Genomic DNA, 18485 nt, shown 5'->3' with positions numbered 1-18485 from the left:
AAGCATCGCTGAAAAATATGGTGCAGGCCGCTCAGAATTTGAGATTGAGAAATTTAAATTAGAATATATTAGAGCCATAAGGACTCCTTGTGGCTCTATTGTTTCCTCGCATAAGCGGTTTTATAGAATACTATAGCTTATTTTATTTTGACTTCATTTCTTTATTTCATAAAGTTATTAAACGATACTACTTTGGTTTTCCTTTCTATACCATATATCTTAATGTCGCCAATGACAAAATCTGAAAAAGAATAAGCCTCTCCGTTATTTGTACTTATTCTAGTCCAATGGTAAAAATTTCACGGTATCACATCCCGTCCCCATACCATGGGATACTTGCTTCCTTTGAAATACTCGACACATTTAATATCATCGAAAGCTATCTTACTTAACTGATTTTTCTTTCTTAAAACAACGCACCTCTTTCCGTAATCTATTGCAAAACTCTTATGTTTATCGTTAACATAATATTGAATCTGTAAAGCAATATGAAAAGGCACGAAAATAGAATAAAAACACACTGGAACGAAATACACATAAAGTGGACACCCCCTTTCCTCAAACATAAAAAAAAACACCCATGCCAAAGATGACTAGCAGAATCAAATAATACCCTCTGGACTGTTTAATAGGGAACATTGCCTTTTCAAGTGTGAAATTGTGTTCTGTTGGCATTATAATTAGGTAATCAGTCAAAATCCAAAACTCACCCCTCCGCCCTCAAAAGCAGCGATATCACAAAGTCATATTCGTTCTTTTCATCTTTTCCATAAAAACGGGAATCTACGGTCTCCCAGCCTTTTAATAAATTGAGCTCAAAGAAAGCGTCACCTTCTGGTTCGGCGTGTACCGTGGTTAGGTGAATTCTGTTGGCATCTGCCAGTGCTTGGGTGTAAATATTGGCTCCGCCTATTACAAAAAGCTCTTCATTCCCGTCTAAACTCATTGCCAACGTGTATGCTTCCTCCAAAGAATGAACCACATGGCAGCCTTCTATTTCTAGTTCCTTATTTCTGGTAACTATAATATTATGCCGCTTTGGTAATGGCCGCCCAATAGAATCATAGGTCTTACGACCCATAATAATACTATGCCCAGAAGTAAGCCTTTTGAAGTTCTTTAGGTCTTCCGACAATCGCCAAATAAGCGTATTATCTTTCCCGATGACATTGTTTTCTGCCACGGCAATGATTAAGGAGATATTTCTTTCTTGATTTTCCACGGTGCCAATTTAGTAAAATTGCTCCCGAGGTTTTTAAAATGCTCTCAAAATACCAATAGAAAACATTGATTTGAACTCTAATTCTCCATCAGAAAGGTTTTGAGCCACTGGCAGCTGCCCATTGATACTAAAATTAAACCGTGGCGTATATATCTCTACACCCACATTTGCGGCGGCAAGCCAGCCACCTGTCAATTCGTTTTTGATACCATGCTCTTGATTCATGCCAGATTGCTCATAATAAACACCAAGTAAAGGAAGAATGGTCCAGTTAGCCGTGTACATGGTTCTGAAAAATGTACCCGCTACTACGCTCCTATTGGCAAATCGGTAACCTTCTTTATTAGTACCATTCAGCTGATAAGTGGCATTCATATTAAAGCCCATTTTTTTATGCTGCAAGGTATAAATAGCCTGCAAAGGAAAATCCCAGCTACCGGTACCTAATTGAAAGTTGGCATTGGCCACTTGGGTAGCGTCATAAGCGTCAAATTCAAACTTCCCTAAAGGAGCTTTTACGCCACCTCCTAAAAGTAATTGATGATTAAAGTCACCCGTCCAAAGCGAGTCCATGGATGTATTTACCACATTATAATGAAGTAAGACACGGGCATCTCCAAAGCCCTCGTCTCTTTTAGAAACGCCATCATAGCTTAAGACTTGTTCGTTAAATTGGTATGGCAAAAAAACCAAAAGTTGTATATTTTTTACGGGATAGGCTCTTAATCTTAACTCTGCCGTTTTGAAGCTTTCTTCGCTTCCTAAAAATTTGCTACTAATGTGTGATTGATAGCTTTTTGAGAAATATCTCAAACCTACCAGTTGTTGATTCATATTGGGCATTATGCCCATAAAAGAGCCTCCATTGGCACAGCCGCATATATCGCAGGCCATACTTACTCCACTAGAAGCTAGAAGTATAAAAAGTAAAAGTAATTTTCTCATGGTGCTGCAAATGCTGTATTTGAGATAAAAGTAGGGTCGTTTAATGTGGCCAAGAAGGCTATTAAATCCGACTTCTCTGTTTCTGTTAATGGAATACCTAAAACTCCATTTTTCTTTAATTCTGGGTCCAGTGTTTCTGAATCGTTCACTCCGCTGGCATAATGCTCTATTACCTGTTTTAGCGTAAGAAACTGCCCGTCATGCATATAGGGGGCGGTGTAACCCACATTTCTCAAACTCGGTACTTTAAACTTATAATTATCCGCCGCATTTTCTGTAATAATGGCTCTGCCAAAATCTGGGTCTCTAACATAAATCTGTAAGCCGTTATTTCTGAAGCTACCGTCTGTGAAAAGGTCAGTCCCATGGCATGAAGCACACTTGGTTTTAAAAATGGAAAGTCCTGAAATTTCCTGGTCTGTAAATTCACCTCCTGCCTCGTTTCTGACATACTTATCATACTTGGAATTGGCAGAAACTAGGCTATTCATAAATTGGCTTAAAGCTTTAAGAAAACCCTCTGTAGTTATTTCTTCTGAGCCATAGGCTGCCTTAAACATTTCTGGATAGTCTTCTGTAGCCCTCAGTTTTTCAAGCACATTACCTAATTCCTCATCCATTTCTACAGGATTAACAATAGGTGCCACAGAGAAAAAGTCTAAATCAAAAACTCCCCCATCCCAAAAGAACAAATCCATAAAGGCGGTATTCTGAATAGCAGGAGCGTTTCTGGTACCAATCTTATCATCTATGCCATGACTGATGGAGTGGCCGTGATGCGTAAAGGCATAAGGCTGACTATGGCATTCGGCACAGCTAATGGTACCGTCTCTAGAGAGCTTCCCATCATAAAACAGCTTTCGGCCTAGCTCAAAGCCCTCATCAGTTACTGGGTTCTTTGAAAAGTCATAAGAAGGTTGCGGAAAATTCTCTGGCTGATAAAACAATTTTTCTCCAGTTTCTTCCACAGGGTTAAGTACTGTTGATGGCTCATCACAAGCCACCAACAGTGTACTTAAAACAGCTAAATAGATTAGCTTTTTCATATTTTAGTGTACGTGGTCTAAAGCAAATCCAGACACATAATTAGCAGACACGCTAGTACCCACCATTGGGTTATGAATAGCTGGAGTTTCCATCAATGAAATAGTATTAGCACCATCCATCACTTTGGTAACATCAAAAATCACATGTAACTGCGGTGAGCTTGACTCACTTACACTTACGTCATGAAGGTGAAGGTCTATTTGTTTAAGGTTGTTAGGCGTTACCGCATCCTTTCCACCAAAACCACCAATGTGTATGGCAAAGTTTTCAGTTCCTCTATTATCAATACCCGGAGCTGTTCCTTCCATTTTAAAGAAGATATAGCCCATATTCCAGCTCCAGTACATGTTATCATCACCATAAGAGGCCACATCCAAAACACCTGTACGGGCAGCTACGTCTGAAATACTTTTAAGACTATCTACACCTACCGTAAAAGTCAAATGACTATAAGTTCCGCTAGGTACTTCTGGTAAATCAATGAATTGAGAGCCAGCATCAGATTCTTTCACCAAGAAATACTGGTCTGGAAAAGAAACCATCTCTCCCATATCAGACATCAGACTAACGTTAGATATAAAATAATTTAAAGTACTTAGGGTGTACTCTTCGCCACTGGCATTTGTAGCCTTAGTAGTTCCTAATTCAATGTCCGTAGCACCAAATCTGTTATCAAATTCTATTTGAACTGTGTTGGTAGCGTTTGGGTCATCTCCCATGGCATCATCATCACATGAGGTAGCAAAAATTGATAAGCCTAAAAGGCCAATATATAGTTTGTTAGAAATTTTCATTTCAAATGTTATTCTTAAAATTTAGTAAATAGTTGAACAGACGTATGTAGCATTTCAATGCATGAAGTGCCATACGGTCAATAAAAACGCGAAATAATTAAGAAATAACCTGCGGAGGATGGAAAACAGAGAAAGCTAGTTCGCTTCCGTTTAGCTGCTGATGCCTGGCAATAGGCTTTTGTAATTCTGAGAAAACTATGGAATCAGAAAACTGCCAATCTGAATGGTCAGAAAGGCATTCAAAACCCAAAAGTTTATCAACGAAAGTTGCCGTAGCCTCGTTTTCGTCATGCTCTTGTGTCGCTTTTATTTGTTTCGCTAAATAACACTGCCCATCACAGTTAAGCTCTGGTCGCTCTTTATTGACACAAAAGTTCTCAATGATAAAGTCTTTGCGAAGCTCATAATTAAAGAAGATAGCAGGTACTACCATTGCCTTTACCAGAAGTAAAGTCAATAAGCTAAGTGCCCCTATTTTTCTTAAATTTTGCATTGATTAAGAATTACGCTGCAAAGATAAAACGTAAACTTTTAAAAAAACTGATATCTCTCACTTTATCTTGGCTTTTTATAAAGAGGCACTGTGCTGCATGGTTCCCCAAACATTAAGCTCTTTACTACCGGCTGAAGTTTTCTAGAAACCTCTACATAAACCTCCGCTGGCACCTCTACTTTACTACAGCCCTTTACCACTACTCTGGCGTCACGGTACTGTTTAAAATCTAATTTAAGTAAAGCCTCCTGATAAAGTTTCACTTCTAACTCTTTCAATGAACCCTTTACCACGCAGTTGGCTACTGGCTCTAATTTTAAAGTCAAAAGCATATACGCCCAAGTAGGAATTATGACATCTTCAGAACAAGTAATGGCTACATTCTTGCCTTCGTACGCACTCCAATCATGCTCTTTCAGGAAAGTTCTAAAATCCTTCTCTTTCAAAATCATGTTCATGAAAAGATTGTCTTTCAAATCATACACCACACGCTCACCAGGATGATAGTATTCTTCCAAGTCTAAACTAACCAAGCCACTGGCGGCTACCCTATTGATGATTTCTTCTGCCATGTATTAAGAACCTTCTTCTGGGTCAGAAAGTTTTGTTTCGTCGGATTCTTCGGCTGTTTCAATAATTTCGTTATCAAAAACTTCTTCTATGATTACAGGAGGAGCCAGATTAATAGAAACTCTTTCAAAATACTTCAAAGCCAAAGCATAATTCCAGTGCTTCAAGACAAACTTACTGAGTACAAAAAGTTGCTGAAAAACCGCCATTAGCACTATGGTAAGTGTAGAGGTCATGCCAATGTATTTATCTAAAAGCAGATAAACGAAAAGAATGGCTAAGCCGATGGCTATAGTAGCCCAAAAATATAGAAGCGGTTGTTTCTGTCTAAAAACATAATAGAAAGCCTCCCAAAAAGCCTTTACAATACCTAAGCGAGGTTCTTTGTACATAAAAACCTTGGCGTAAAAACTTATACAAAGGCCGTAAGTCATTAAAACTATCAGGAACAAACTTGGTGGAGTTAACCAAAGTACATAACCTCTTTCTGTACTTCCGTTGGCAATAGACGCAAATATAAAATAGACAAAACCACTAACTAGGAAGAACACAAAAAGTAAAATCCCTATTAGAATTAAAAGCATAAAATACTTAGGAAACAGAGAGGCTGATTTCTTAAAAAAACGGCCGACAGAAAACTTTTCCTTAGCAGTAGCCAGTTGGTCAATAACTCCTCCAGAAAAGAAGGTATAAACAATAGAACCCACAAGACCCATCAAAAAACCATACTTTAAAACTGGTTTAAACGCCTTACCAGAAGCATGTATAAAATCACTAAAAAGCATAAAACTAAAGTCAGGCACTAGCTCATTTAATATCATGCTATGAGCTGCTTCCTTTTCTAATATCTGATAGAATAAGAATAAAGGAAAAGCTGTAATCAAAAGGCCGACCAAATACATAAAAAGATGTACCGACCAATTCTTTTTTACTACTTCATAAGATGCTCCTAAAATTGATTTCATTGTAATTTCTTATTCTCCTTATGGCGGTTTAAATCACGTTTGGTCTTTTTCTCCAAATTCTTCTTTAGAGCATCTGTCAGGTCTATTCCCGTTTGGTTTGCAAGGCAAATCAACACAAAAAGAACATCCGCCATCTCGTCTGCCAAGTCTTTATCTTTATCAGATTCCTTTTCAGACTGCTCTCCATAACGGCGTGCCATAATACTTGCTAACTCCCCTACCTCTTCTGTAAGAATAGCGGTATTAGTAAGTTCATTAAAATAACGCACTCCTATGGTGTTAATCCATTCGTCTACTATTTCTTGCGACTCTTTTATGGTCATTTCTTCATTAAGATTTAAGACAAAAGACTTTTTTTTCCTGTAAATCCGTGCCTAATCCGTGGAATCCGTGTGCTATATACTTTCTAGCATCTACTATCCCTCAAGAGGTAAGACTGTTCTCCCGGTCTGCCGACAGGCAGGGACTTCGCTCCTCGCCTATCGGCGAGCAGGACTCTTACATTTAAGCCTCTACCTTACCCCAGCCTAAGGTTCCAATCATCCAATTTGGCAATGGCTTCCTCATGCCTCTTTTTTTAAGGTCAATTGAGATATTTAATTTCTTAAAAACAGGTACTTTATGGGTTTCTACAAATTCCAAAAGTGTTCCGTCTGGGTCGGCGATATAAGAAAACCTTCCACCTGCGTCACTCATACCAAAATATCCACCACTATCTACCGTAAAAGGAAAACCGCTATCTGCTGCTTTCTTTTTAAAGGCATCCATGTCTAAACAGTCAAAACAAAGGTGAATGAAACCTAAATCTCCCCAGCTTCTGTCTTTCATTATGGTATTTACTCCACCATCCACAGCCTGAATTAATTCTATTTCGATATTTCCAAAAAGCTTATAAAAAGCTCCATCAGCAGTTTCTGATTTTTTCAGTAGCACTCTCCTAACTTTTCTATCGCCACCTTTCAGGTCTTTTAAATCAGAGAATACACCTGTTTTATCATAAACTACTTCCGCTATTCCCAAGGTGTCTTTGTATAGTGCTAGAGATTTTTCCATGTCACTAACTCCTATGATAGCACCTAAAACACCACCAGTGTTGTTAGATTTTTTCTTGAACCAAGAGTCGTCAGATACAATCTGAAGCTGATTTCCATAAGGGTCTTTTATCCAAGCAATGGCTTCGCCTGCAGGAGATTCAGCGGTTTTTAAACCCAAGTCTGTAGCTAATTTAGAAACATCAGATGACTTGATTTTAGCCGCATAAATACCCAAATCGCCAATGGCCGGCTGCTCTGGTGGAGCTATTGGCAATGGGTCTTTTGATTCCCAAATTTCTGCACCGCCACCACCTGCTATATTAACTGCTAAAATAGCTCGTCTTTCTCTAACTATTCCATTGGTATGTGGAGTCATTAACTCAGCTCTGGCCACATCGTCAAAAACAGGCACATTTAAGCCTAAATGCTTATTATACCATGAAAAAGCTGCTCCAGCATCTGGTACTCCAATCCCTATTTGCTGAATACCTGTCAATAAATTCGCCATCTATATATTTCAATTTTTAAATTCAAATGGCAATTAAATCACTATTCTTATTAAAATGAAGCCTATCAATTATTATCATTCTATTTCATGTTATTTTTGGGCATCAAAATACTTTAGAAGCTATGAATTGGTACGAAATTGAAAATATTGACGAAGTAGATTCCCCTTCCTTGGTTTTATACGAATCGCGAATGGATTCCAATATCCAAAAGATGATTTCTATGGTAAATGGCAAGACGGAAAGGCTTATGCCACATGTCAAAACCAACAAAACGCCAGAAGTAGTCAAAAGAATGGTGGATGCCGGAATTTTCAATTTTAAAGCCTCTACCATTTCAGAAGCAGAGATAGCGGCACAAGCAGGAGCTCATGAGGTTTTGATAGCTCATCAATTGGTTGGGCCTAAAGTTAAACGTTTCATAAAGCTTATTGCCACTTACCCAAAAACTAAAGTCTCCACCATTATTGACAACCTTGATTCTTTAGAAGAATTAAATTCTTTGGCAGCCGCCCAAAACATAATTATAGATTTCTATATCGACCTCAATAATGGTATGGATAGGTCAGGCATCAAGTTTGGTAATGACTTAGACAATTTGATAGCTCAGATTCCAGGTGCGAAGAACTTAGATTTTAAAGGGCTTCATATTTATGATGGGCATTTGCATCAAAAATCATTTGACGAAAGAAACAGCAAAGTTGAAGAAGGTTTTGTGGAAGTAGAAAAACTATTAGCAGAACTTGAAACCAAGGTCAAGGGCATCAAATTGATTGCCGGAGGTACACCTACTTTCACTTCTCATATAAAAAATAAACATAGAATAGCTAGTCCTGGCACTTGCGTTTTTTGGGACTGGGGCTATAATGAAATCCTTGAAGAGCAAAACTTTGATGCGGCAGCATTATTAGTTACCCGAGTTATTTCTAAACCTACGGAGGGCATTGTTACCCTTGACCTTGGTCATAAATCTGTCGCTCCAGAAAACAGCATTGATAAGCGAGTGAAGTTTATAAACCTTGACAACTATGAACTGCTTTCACAAAGTGAGGAGCATGGTGTTCTGAAAGTTGAAAATTGGGAAAGCATAAAAGTAGGTGACGTTTTTTACGGAATTCCATATCATATTTGTCCTACCGTAAACTTGCACGACGAACTTTCTGTTATAAAAGACAATCGCAAAGTTGAAACTTGGCAAATAACTGCCAGAAGGAGAAAAATTAATATTTAGACATGGAAATCACACCGGATAACAAGCTAAAAAGACTAGAAGTAGTAGGAGACAAAATATTAATCAAGCCTAAAAACCATTCAGGAAAAACCAACTCTGGCCTGTTTTTACCGCCTACCGTAACCGAAAAAGAAGAAGTAAGAAGCGGTTTTGTGGTAAAAGTGGGGCCGGGCTATCCATTACCAAACCCTACCGAAGACGAACCATGGAAAGCCACGGAAGAAAAAGTAAAATACATGCCGCTTCAGGCCGAAGAAGGTGACGTAGCCATTTATTTACAAAGGCATGCGATAGAGATTCAGTACGAAGGCGAGAAATATGTGATAGTACCGCAAAGCTCTATTTTGATGCTAGAACGCTCCGAGGACTTATTCTAAACCAAGTGTAAAATCGGCTTCTTCAATCATTCCTGCTGGTGTAAAAACACCTTCTAGGCGGTATAACACTTCACCATTTGGTTTTAAGAAAAGATAAGTTGGGTAAGAATTAATATTATAGCGTTTTGCCACTTTTGCCCCTTCTGGGCTTTGAATATTGACCTTATAATTTACAAACGCTTCATTATATTTTTCACCCACAGCTTCTTGATTGAAAACCTCAGCCTCCATTTTCTTGCAGGGGCCGCACCATGTTGCAAATAGGTCCACGAAAATTATCTTATCCGCCTTTACAGCTTCTTCTTTAATTGACTCAAAAGAATAAGTTTCGCCCAGCTTAAAATCAATTCCAGTATTAAAAAAACTAAAACTTATCGTCAAGAGAACAAAAGGAATAAATGCTGCAAAAGTTATATATTTTTTCATTTGATATTTTTAAAGGCTTGTTTCAATGTAACTGTTTCTAGGTTTTCCTTTTTTGCAATTTTTATAGCCTGCTTCATTGCTTTTTTCGCATCCCTAGTTCTCCCTACTTTTTTTAGTAAAAATGCATACGTTTCCCAGTTGGCAGGGGTTTCATCTAGTTTGATGGCAAATGCAGACCAGGTAATAGCATTTTTAAAGTCTATTTCATCGCTGGCCATTTCATAATAGCCCCTAGCAAAATCATTAAGCTGAAAAGAAGCTGCTTTGGAAGCTCCATTTTCTAAGCCCGCCAACATCATTTGATATCTACCAGATGATTCTGATATTCCTTTTTCTTTTGCCGTAACTTTAAAAGCCTCTATTGTACTTTTGGTATGTTCTTCAAAATCCTCTAAACTTTTGCCCATTATTTGTGTAGCCTCCTCTTGAGCAATGAGCTTAAAATGCTTAAAATTTCTGGTGAGCTTGGCATAGTCATACCTAAACTGTCTTTCCTCTGCAAAAGCCGCTTGCATGCTGTAAGATGTTCCATGAACAGCATCAATCAAAACATCAAAAAGCTCGTCATCTCTATTTTCAACAGCCTCCCTAAAAGTAAATTTTTTAGCGTTTGAAATTCCTTTCAAAACATATTTCTGTTGAGATTCTGTCAATTTCATAAACTTTGACAATGACTTAGCTAGGATATGAAAGCCCTTTGAACTTACGGAGCTTACGTTATCAGAAATAAGGGAAAGCACTTTTTCCGTTTGAAATTCGCTTTCAGGTACTACCTCTAAATATTTTGCGAGTACTTTGGGCTGTGAGCCTTCCTCATAACTTTTTCGTTTTAAGTATTCATAAAGAAACTCTACATTATCATTCCCTTTTTCATAAACACTATCCAAACTTCTTATAGGGACAAAGTCTTCAAACTTCCTTTTGGCTTTGTTCGCCTCAGCCAGTAAATTTCTCACCGACTGAAAACCGATTACCTTATGAACTATTTCTCCCTCAGTGTTTACAAATAGGTAAGTAGGGAATTCCTGAACGCCGTAATGCCGTACTAACTTCTTGCCTTCCTCTACTTCCGTATCAATTTTGAAATTGACAAAGTCTTCATTAAACATGACTCCTACTTCCGCCTTTGTAAAAACAGTATTTTCCATGGCTTTGCATGGTCCGCACCATTCGGCGTAAAAATCAATGAAAATCATTTTCTCATGCTCATGAGCCGCTCCTTTTGCCTCTGTAAATGTGGCGTAGCTAAACACTATTGATTGGCCTTTGGCCGACCAAAAAAGCGAAAAAACAAGGACGAATAGTAGAAAGATCTTTCTCAACATGATGGAAAGTTAATGCATTTTTCAATTTAACGAAATACTTCCATGTTTCACTTTTCGGAATCTGTTAAAATGCCATAAATGATACGAACTAAAATCGGCAAATTGCCCTTTTACTAGTACCTTTACAGTAAATTTTAAGAGAGAAAAATTCATGTTGAGACCTTATCTAGGAGAGATTGGCCGATTACTAACCATTTTGGCATTTATTAGTTCTTTATTGGCCACTTATGCCTACTGGCAGGCCTCGCAAGAAAACGAAAGTAAACCATTTTGGAAAAAATATGGTAATGGGATTTTCCTAGGGCATACCGTTTTTGTGATAGGAATTTGCCTCACACTCTTTACCATAATTTTCAATCATTATTTTGAATACCATTATGCATGGGACAATACTTCTCTTAGTTTGCCCTTAGGCTATGCTATCTCCTGCTTTTGGCAAGACCAAGAAGGAAGCTTTCTCCTCTGGATATTCTGGAACGCCATCGTTGGCTGCGTTCTTATTTTGCAATTCAGAAGTAAATCTAAGCACGTGGCTTTAGGCTCACCTAGTATGATGATTGTTTCTGGAATTCAATTATTTTTAACCTCCATGATTCTAGGAGTGGTTTTCTTTTCCGAATGGAAATTAGGAAGTTCTCCTTTCTTAACTCTTCAAGAGGCCAATCCTACAGCTCCTGTCTGGACTTTAGACCCTGATTTTGTTCCGAAAGACGGAAATGGCTTAAATCCATTACTTCAGAATTACTGGATGGTAATACATCCTCCTACCTTGTTTTTAGGCTTTGCTCTTACCATGGTTCCTTTTGCATTTGCCATATCCTCTCTTTGGAAAAAGGACTATACAGGTTGGTTAAACCTAACATTGCCTTGGGCTTTACTGGCCTCAGTAGTCTTAGGAACCGGTATTATGATGGGTGGCGTTTGGGCTTATGAAACATTAAATTTTGGAGGTTATTGGAACTGGGACCCTGTGGAAAACGCTGTTTACGTTCCTTGGATAGTGCTAGTTGCTGCTTTTCATACACTTATTTTTGCCAGAAAAAGCACCTCTGCTTTAAAATACTCCTACATCTTACTTATAGCACAGTTTATCTTAATTCTATACTCTACTTTCCTAACTCGTAGTGGGATTCTTGGTAATTCATCTGTTCACTCTTTTACGGATTTAGGGCTATCAGGTCAACTTTTGCTTTATCTCCTTACCTTCTTATTTGGAGCGATAATCTTGGCCGCCATCAGATGGAAAGATTTGCCTACCGACGATAAAGAAGCATCTGTGTACTCTTCGGAGTTTTGGATATTTATGGGTGTCATAACTTTGAGTTTAGCTGCCTTTCAGGTAATTATTACTACGTCAATTCCGGTTTATAATAGCCTTGCCACAGCAATGGGAATAGACTTGAATATGGCTTTGCCATCAAATCAAATAGCACATTACACCACTTTTCAGATGTGGTTGTTTGTAGTTGCTGTTATTTTAATGGGCATAGCCCAATATTTCTGGTGGAGAAAAATAAAAGGTGAAAGTTTCAAAGCTTTAAGCACTCCGCTTTTAGTTTCAATGGTCATATCTATGCTTGTCATTCTCCTTACCAAAGTAGATGACTGGAAGTACGTTATTTTGGTAACGGGCTCTGTCTTCTCTATCGTGGCAAATGGCTCCATTCTGATTGACCTTTTTAAAGGAAAAATAAAAGTAGCTGGGGGAGCCATCAGCCATATTGGCGTAGCCTTAATGTTATTGGGAATCATGTTTTCTTCGGCTTATGAGAAAACTGTTTCTATTAACACTACCCAAACAGAACTGTTCTCTGACTCTGAAAAAGAAAGTAGAGAAAACGTATTGTTATGGCTAAATAGACCTTATGAGTTACCAGAGTTCTCACTTACTTATAAGGGCCAGTTTGTTGATGTTAGAGAGGTGCCCGGCTTTATAGAAAAACGTTTCATTCAGCCAATCATCGGTTCAGGTTATAAAGGGATTGCTAGAGCCGATATTGTGGATGGTTCTGATACGCTTAGGTATCGTTCTGACACTGTAGAATACGAAGCGGAGAATACCTATTATCAAATAGCTTACGAACTTAAAAACGGCGAAAAATACAATCTTTACCCAAGGTATCAGATAAACCAAAAAATGGGTAACGTGGCTTCTCCCGATATTAAGCATTTCTGGAACAAAGATGTTTACTCGCATGTAAACTACGTTCAAAACGAAGAAGAACGTGAGTGGACCATTCCTATGGATTATAACGTAGCACTAAGAGACACTTTCTTTTTAAATGACTATGTGGCTATTCTGGATGATGTAATTGGCGTTAGAGAGGTAGATGGTATGGCTTTAAAACCAGGTGACGCAGCAGCTATGGCAAATTTGAGAATACTCGAAAGAGACGGTGAAAAGTTACTTAGACCAACCTTTGTTATAAAGGATAATCAAGTGTGGAGTAAGCCAGTGGTGAGTAATGAACTTGGTTTACGAGTACAGCTAAATCAGATAGACCCAGTAACGGGTAATTTCACTTTTGGCATATCACGTAGCGAAAGAGAGTACATAGTCTTAAAGGCCATAGAAAAGCCTTTAATCAATCTTCTTTGGATAGGAATCATACTTCTGATTATCGGCATTCTATTCTCGTCTTACAGGCGATTTAAGATTGCGATGAAGTAGTTAAATCTTAATTATTTTTCTAACTATTTTCTCATCGTCCACCTTAAAAACTAGAAAGTATTCTCCCGATAGTAAACTATTAAGCTTGAGCTCAATTTCAGAATCTTTAACGGCTCCTAGGTTCTGCATTTCATGTACTCTTCCATTCATATCTATCAAACTATAGGAAACATTGTGAGTGTCATGAAAATCAAAAAGTAGTTTGCAAGACGTTAATATTGGATTGGGGTAAACTAAAATATCATTACCTAATTCAGGTTCATCACCTAATATCAAGACTTGAATTTTAGCAGAACCAAATACATTTCCTTCTCCGCAGGTGTTAACGACTGAGCCTAATTCATAAGTAGTTGTCTCATCTGCCTCAACTAAATGGGCGATATTTAGGAAATTCGACACTCCAGTTTCACCGTTTGTGAAAGAATAATTAAATGGTGGACTAGAAGTGAAATTAATATACAATGTAGCAGAACCTCCCAGACCAACTATCGTATCACCCGATAAAGTTGCCGTTGGAAATTCGTCGTTTGCTTCATATACATAGCGAGTGGGGGTACTTGTTACGCAGCCACCGTTAGTGATAGAAGCATAATATTCACCAATTTTTTCCGCTTTAAAAAAGTTCAGTTCTTCGCCAGGTATTAATTCGTCATTGTAATACCAATAATACTTATAATCCGGACTTGACACCACTTGAAGCATATGGAATCCTCCATTCTCACAAATACCAAGACTATCAATCCCTGGGGATAAGCTATTACTAATAGAGCCTGCCATTAATTCAATTGGTTTGGATACTAGCTCACAATTATCAGATGTAGTATATTCTAAATGATAAACTCCAGGTTTATTTACTAAAACATCTACACTATTATATTGAATTAGAGAGTCGTCTTTAAACCATCTCATATTTTTATAAGAGTAATTTACAAACAACCGAATCCATGAAGAATTATCGCACAGTATTCTATTTGAAGTAGAAACATTTATATTCGGAACTCCTCTATCTGAAATTTCGAATTCCTCTTTTAAAACACAACCATTTTCTTTCCCTATATACACCTCATAAATTCCGAGATTGGTGGCTTCAAAGGCTTCTTCTATACCAACCAATTCATTTTGATGAATCCAATTATAAGAGTCGCCTTTAGTGGCATTTAACACTCTCCCTATATTACAGTTTTCTCTAAAAAAAGTAAATCTATCCAAAGCTAGGGTGTCATTTTCAATAAATTCTACGCCAAACTCTTTTGAAGAAAGTATACAGGATTCTTGTTTCGGATTGACAAAATTAACCTGATACTTCCCTGGTTCATCTATCACCAGTTTATTTTCGCCATCGGGGTAAGTAGTCTTTTGCAAAACTCCATCCAAGTATAATTCGCGTTTCCAACCATAAAAAGACTCAGGTCCAATGTATCTAGCCAATCCCACACTGGAACCAGCACAGAGTTGAACCACGTCATCTTCAGAAACTGCTAAGAATTTATTATATTCTAAAAGGGTATAATCAGATTCTAAGTTATCGGTATTAACAACCTCTATTTCATTGGAATAATTGACGCAAGCTCCTCCCGAAACTTTCAATCTATATCTCCCACTTTCAACACTACTTAGATAAGACGTAATTGCTCCAGGAACATCCTTACCATTCCTTTGCCATTGAAATGAGAGTTGATTTTTTATTAAAGAACTAAGGGCATACTCGTTAAACCTAAATTCATTTGACTCGCATATGTAGTATTTCCCATTGTCTAATATGCCATTTCCATATACTACAGCTATCTCTGGCGACACTTGTGAATCACCAAATTGAATCCGAATGGTATCATCTGAATAGGCACTACAAGAACCTTGTATAGCTTCAAGCGTATAGTTTCCATTCTCCAATACCCTCAAAACCGTACCATCTTCTCCTTCTATTGGTAGGCCATTTCTGTTCCATTGAAAGCCCGTGTAATTGAATCTGGAAGTTGAGCTTATACTTACATCTGTACCCTTACAGAAATAGTGATTTCTGTATCTGCTATCCAAAGAAGGCTTCGGAATGGAATCTCGTTTAACAGTTACCTTATTACTTTCAAATATACAACCTTGATTTTCGCCTATTATTGAATAAACACCCTCGTCCCAAGCTTCAACTCTAACTAAGCCTTCTTCTACCCCGTCAATTACTTCATCATCCTTTTTCCAAAGAAAATCATCTATTCTTGAAGATGCCGCTAAGGGTGTAAAGAATCCTGAACAATGAGTATAATTACCTGTTTCAGATCTTACTTCTAAATACGATTCTATTATAGACAGCTTTGGACTAACCCTAGTAAGACTTCCATCTTCGCTTTGAATAATTACATATTCAGTAAAATCTGGCAAATCGTATTTAAAAAAAGAATCACTTGCTTTGACACTACCAATTAGTTCTTTGGCGAATCTTCCGACCTGTGCATATATATTAAACTTAGTGTCCTTTTCTATTTGGGCTGGGAATTTTAGATTAAAAACAGTTTCCTCATAGGAGCAGAAATTAGTTTTATCTACAGAAATCAAACTATTATTGCACCCAATAACTGATGAAACTCCAGACCCTTCAAATAATAAATATTCCTCATCTTCTTCCCCCTCCTCACCCCACAAAATAATTTTCAGATAAGGGTTTTTCGAAAAATTACGATAATGAACACCCAAATTTATAATTTCAGATAAAACCCCATAATAAGAAGTCGGATAATGTAGGGAAGATATTTGACCCTCAAAATTATGTTCAATCTTAAATCCATTTGATGGCCTTTCGCCCTCTAGAAAAATATAGACTTCCTCTCCTTCACAAATTGACGACAGAAACGTCAGTTTTACTTTCGGTCCATCTTCAACTGTAACATTAACTGTATCCGTTATGCTACAACTTCCAAAATTAGTTACTAATGTATAGTTACCCTGTTCTTCCTTTGAAATGTTCTTTATTAATAAAGCAGAGCTATCTATTCCTTCACCTTTCGAAGTCGTCCAACTATAATCAAGTTCAAAGGAATTAGAAGTGCTAAGAGAAAGTGGATCCCCAACAAATAAATTAGTTGTACCTGTAACTTTTCCAATTCTTTCTGGTACAATCTGCTCTGAATACGAGATGCAACCTAGGTGGTTAACTAAAGTATTATAACTATTAGTATCGGTTATACTCACCTCCAATTCATTACTTATGCCATTATCTATAAGTTCTCCATTTTTAACCCAATTAAAACTATTCCCAGAAGGGACCTCAGGTGATAACCTAAAAACTTCACAATCCTGAGACTTTATTTCAATCCCAATACTTTCTAAACTAGGCTTTATTAAACTTAAAGTATCCGAATAAGTAAGGCAATCGTTTGATTCTGAAACAAAATTATAAATGCCCTCCTCCGTTAAAGTAATCCTCAACTTTAAATGTCCGCCAGGTGGATGCGATAAATATGGCAAACCATTTCTATATAGAGTTGTTTTAAGTAATCGTCCTTCATTGAATGAGACTTCCACCGTTTGTTTGTCACATAAAGCTAGCTCGGTATAACTTCCTTCAGATTTTCTACCATTAATACCCATTTTAGATTTGCTTGATGCCAGATTATATACTTTACTGGCACTAGAACAATTTTCGTCAGAATACTCTAATCTTATTTTCGGGACACTAATTCCATAACGATCATAATTGACAACATTTATAGATGAATAAATGAGTCTTCCATCAGTTTCGTCATATATATCTAATTTATTCTTTGCATTATCAGTATCCAAATTTTCTATAGAAACTGTAGTAATCTTACAAGGTTGATAGGCTACAACCGCCGTTGGTGCTTCAATACTACTACCTAGTAGAAAATATTTAGGCTTTTGCACATAGGTACAATAATCAGAATAGACCTTCTTAGATGAATACAGCCCAGATTCTAATATTTCAAAGGTTTTCGAATTTGAAAGCACTTTTTCATTAGCCTTATACCAATCTGTTCTCGTAGGAGAATATAACGAATAACTATTTTCCGCACATATTAAAACAGTATCCTTTCCTTCAATAGAAACCTGTTTATCCAAGTAAAATTCTAACTCATTATTAACAGTGTATCCATTCTCTTTGATTACAACTACAGGTTTCGAAAAGCCTATACAAGAAGCTATACTTGCTTTTAATTGGTATATACCTTCACTTCCAGGGATAATACCGCTACCATAATCATTAGCCACTGGAAATCCATTTTTGGTCCAAGTATATTCAATTTCCGAACTAGCAAAATTCACGTTAGTATTTCCATAAATATATTCGTAAATCTCTGATGATTCACACAAATGAATGGTATCTTCTCTTGTAGTAACATTAATAATTTCTGTCTCCTCTATATTAAAATATCCTATTTTATAAAGACAATTTCCAGTAACTACTTCGACAAGAAAAGAACCATTTCCTGAGATATTATATTGCCTTTCTTTTCCTTCACTAAGTAAAGAATCGTTCTTTAAAAACCTGTAAGTCGTCTGATCATTTGTAGGGCCCAAAACCTTAAAGCTAGTTTGCGATTCCTTACAAACAACCCTTTCGGTTATTCTTGGCGGAGTGTAGAAGCTAGAAGTATAATTATATGTATCGTTTATCCTTAACTCGTAAGTCTCATCACATTGAGCCCAAGAAGAATATGAAATTGAAGTTAATACGCTGAGCAGAAATAAAAAGTTAAGTTTAACTTTCATTAAAACAAGTTTTATCTGTTAAGTGGTTATTAAAACCTTAAAGTATAGAGTTAATCTTTTAATTCTAAAACAAGTTTATACTAAATCAAAACTAGGTCAACTCTAATAAAAATAGGAACCCCAGCTTAATTCAGGTAGCAGGCTAAACTCTACACCCCCT

Annotated in this window: 15 protein-coding genes; 3 read left to right on the top strand and 12 right to left on the bottom strand. The window is 37.2% G+C overall.

Going from position 1 to position 18485, the window contains the following annotated elements; all coding sequences use genetic code 11:
* Window positions 1-706: 706 nt before the first annotated feature.
* From AADJ06_RS20650 to AADJ06_RS20610, 9 genes are all read right to left on the bottom strand, one after another.
* The gene (locus AADJ06_RS20650; protein ID WP_341228396.1) at window positions 707-1222 is read right to left on the bottom strand and encodes a dihydrofolate reductase; all 516 of its coding nucleotides are present in this window, start codon (window positions 1220-1222) and stop codon (window positions 707-709) included.
* Between the two features lie 33 nt (window positions 1223-1255).
* Window positions 1256-2167: a hypothetical protein gene (locus AADJ06_RS20645; protein WP_341228395.1), complete on the bottom strand. Its 912-nt coding sequence runs from the start codon at window positions 2165-2167 to the stop codon at window positions 1256-1258.
* Window positions 2164-3213 carry a cytochrome c peroxidase gene (locus tag AADJ06_RS20640; protein ID WP_341228394.1) on the bottom strand — a complete coding sequence of 350 codons (1050 nt, stop codon included), beginning with the start codon at window positions 3211-3213 and terminating at the stop codon, window positions 2164-2166. Before AADJ06_RS20640 ends, AADJ06_RS20645 begins: the two co-directional genes overlap by 4 nt.
* Before the next feature lie 3 nt (window positions 3214-3216).
* Window positions 3217-4008 (bottom strand): MbnP family protein, encoded by a 792-nt coding sequence (locus AADJ06_RS20635; protein ID WP_341228393.1) that lies wholly within the window; start codon window positions 4006-4008, stop codon window positions 3217-3219.
* A 97-nt stretch (window positions 4009-4105) separates the two neighbouring features.
* On the bottom strand, window positions 4106-4501 hold the full coding sequence (locus tag AADJ06_RS20630; RefSeq protein ID WP_341228392.1) for a hypothetical protein: 396 nt from the start codon (window positions 4499-4501) through the stop codon (window positions 4106-4108).
* 62 nt (window positions 4502-4563) lie between these two features.
* On the bottom strand, window positions 4564-5073 hold the full coding sequence (locus tag AADJ06_RS20625) for a DUF2480 family protein (protein ID WP_341228391.1): 510 nt from the start codon (window positions 5071-5073) through the stop codon (window positions 4564-4566).
* A 3-nt stretch (window positions 5074-5076) separates the two neighbouring features.
* Complete coding sequence (locus tag AADJ06_RS20620) at window positions 5077-6036, bottom strand: hypothetical protein (protein WP_341228390.1); 960 nt, start codon at window positions 6034-6036, stop codon at window positions 5077-5079.
* Window positions 6033-6359 carry a nucleotide pyrophosphohydrolase gene (locus AADJ06_RS20615; protein ID WP_111374082.1) on the bottom strand — a complete coding sequence of 109 codons (327 nt, stop codon included), beginning with the start codon at window positions 6357-6359 and terminating at the stop codon, window positions 6033-6035. The genes AADJ06_RS20620 and AADJ06_RS20615 overlap by 4 nt, the downstream gene beginning before the upstream one ends.
* Window positions 6360-6540: 181 nt before the next feature.
* Entirely contained in the window at window positions 6541-7578 is a 1038-nt protein-coding gene (locus tag AADJ06_RS20610; protein WP_341228389.1) for a VOC family protein, read from the bottom strand.
* 122 nt (window positions 7579-7700) lie between these two features.
* Between AADJ06_RS20610 and AADJ06_RS20605 the strand changes: the two genes are divergently transcribed.
* Window positions 7701-8807 carry a D-TA family PLP-dependent enzyme gene (locus tag AADJ06_RS20605; RefSeq protein ID WP_341228388.1) on the top strand — a complete coding sequence of 369 codons (1107 nt, stop codon included), beginning with the start codon at window positions 7701-7703 and terminating at the stop codon, window positions 8805-8807.
* A 2-nt stretch (window positions 8808-8809) separates the two neighbouring features.
* Window positions 8810-9184, top strand: coding sequence for a co-chaperone GroES family protein (locus AADJ06_RS20600; protein ID WP_341228387.1), 375 nt, complete (start codon window positions 8810-8812; stop codon window positions 9182-9184).
* Here the strand turns inward: AADJ06_RS20600 and AADJ06_RS20595 are convergent.
* Window positions 9176-9610: a thioredoxin domain-containing protein gene (locus AADJ06_RS20595; RefSeq protein WP_341228386.1), complete on the bottom strand. Its 435-nt coding sequence runs from the start codon at window positions 9608-9610 to the stop codon at window positions 9176-9178. The genes AADJ06_RS20600 and AADJ06_RS20595 overlap by 9 nt on opposite strands.
* On the bottom strand, window positions 9607-10863 hold the full coding sequence (locus AADJ06_RS20590; RefSeq protein ID WP_341228385.1) for a thioredoxin family protein: 1257 nt from the start codon (window positions 10861-10863) through the stop codon (window positions 9607-9609). Before AADJ06_RS20590 ends, AADJ06_RS20595 begins: the two co-directional genes overlap by 4 nt.
* A gap of 223 nt (window positions 10864-11086) precedes the next feature.
* On the opposite strand from AADJ06_RS20590, the gene ccsA reads away from it, so the two are divergent.
* Window positions 11087-13606 (top strand): cytochrome c biogenesis protein CcsA, encoded by a 2520-nt coding sequence (gene ccsA / locus AADJ06_RS20585; protein WP_341228384.1) that lies wholly within the window; start codon window positions 11087-11089, stop codon window positions 13604-13606.
* On the opposite strand, the gene AADJ06_RS20580 is transcribed toward ccsA, so the two are convergent.
* Window positions 13607-18325, bottom strand: coding sequence for a T9SS type A sorting domain-containing protein (locus AADJ06_RS20580; RefSeq protein ID WP_341228383.1), 4719 nt, complete (start codon window positions 18323-18325; stop codon window positions 13607-13609).
* Window positions 18326-18485 lie beyond the last annotated feature (160 nt).

It is taken from the genome of uncultured Arcticibacterium sp. (assembly GCF_964021845.1).
Taxonomy (GTDB): domain Bacteria; phylum Bacteroidota; class Bacteroidia; order Cytophagales; family Spirosomataceae; genus Arcticibacterium.
Note: the sequence above shows the minus strand (reverse complement) of the source record. Positions and strands in the feature narration are given on the sequence as shown.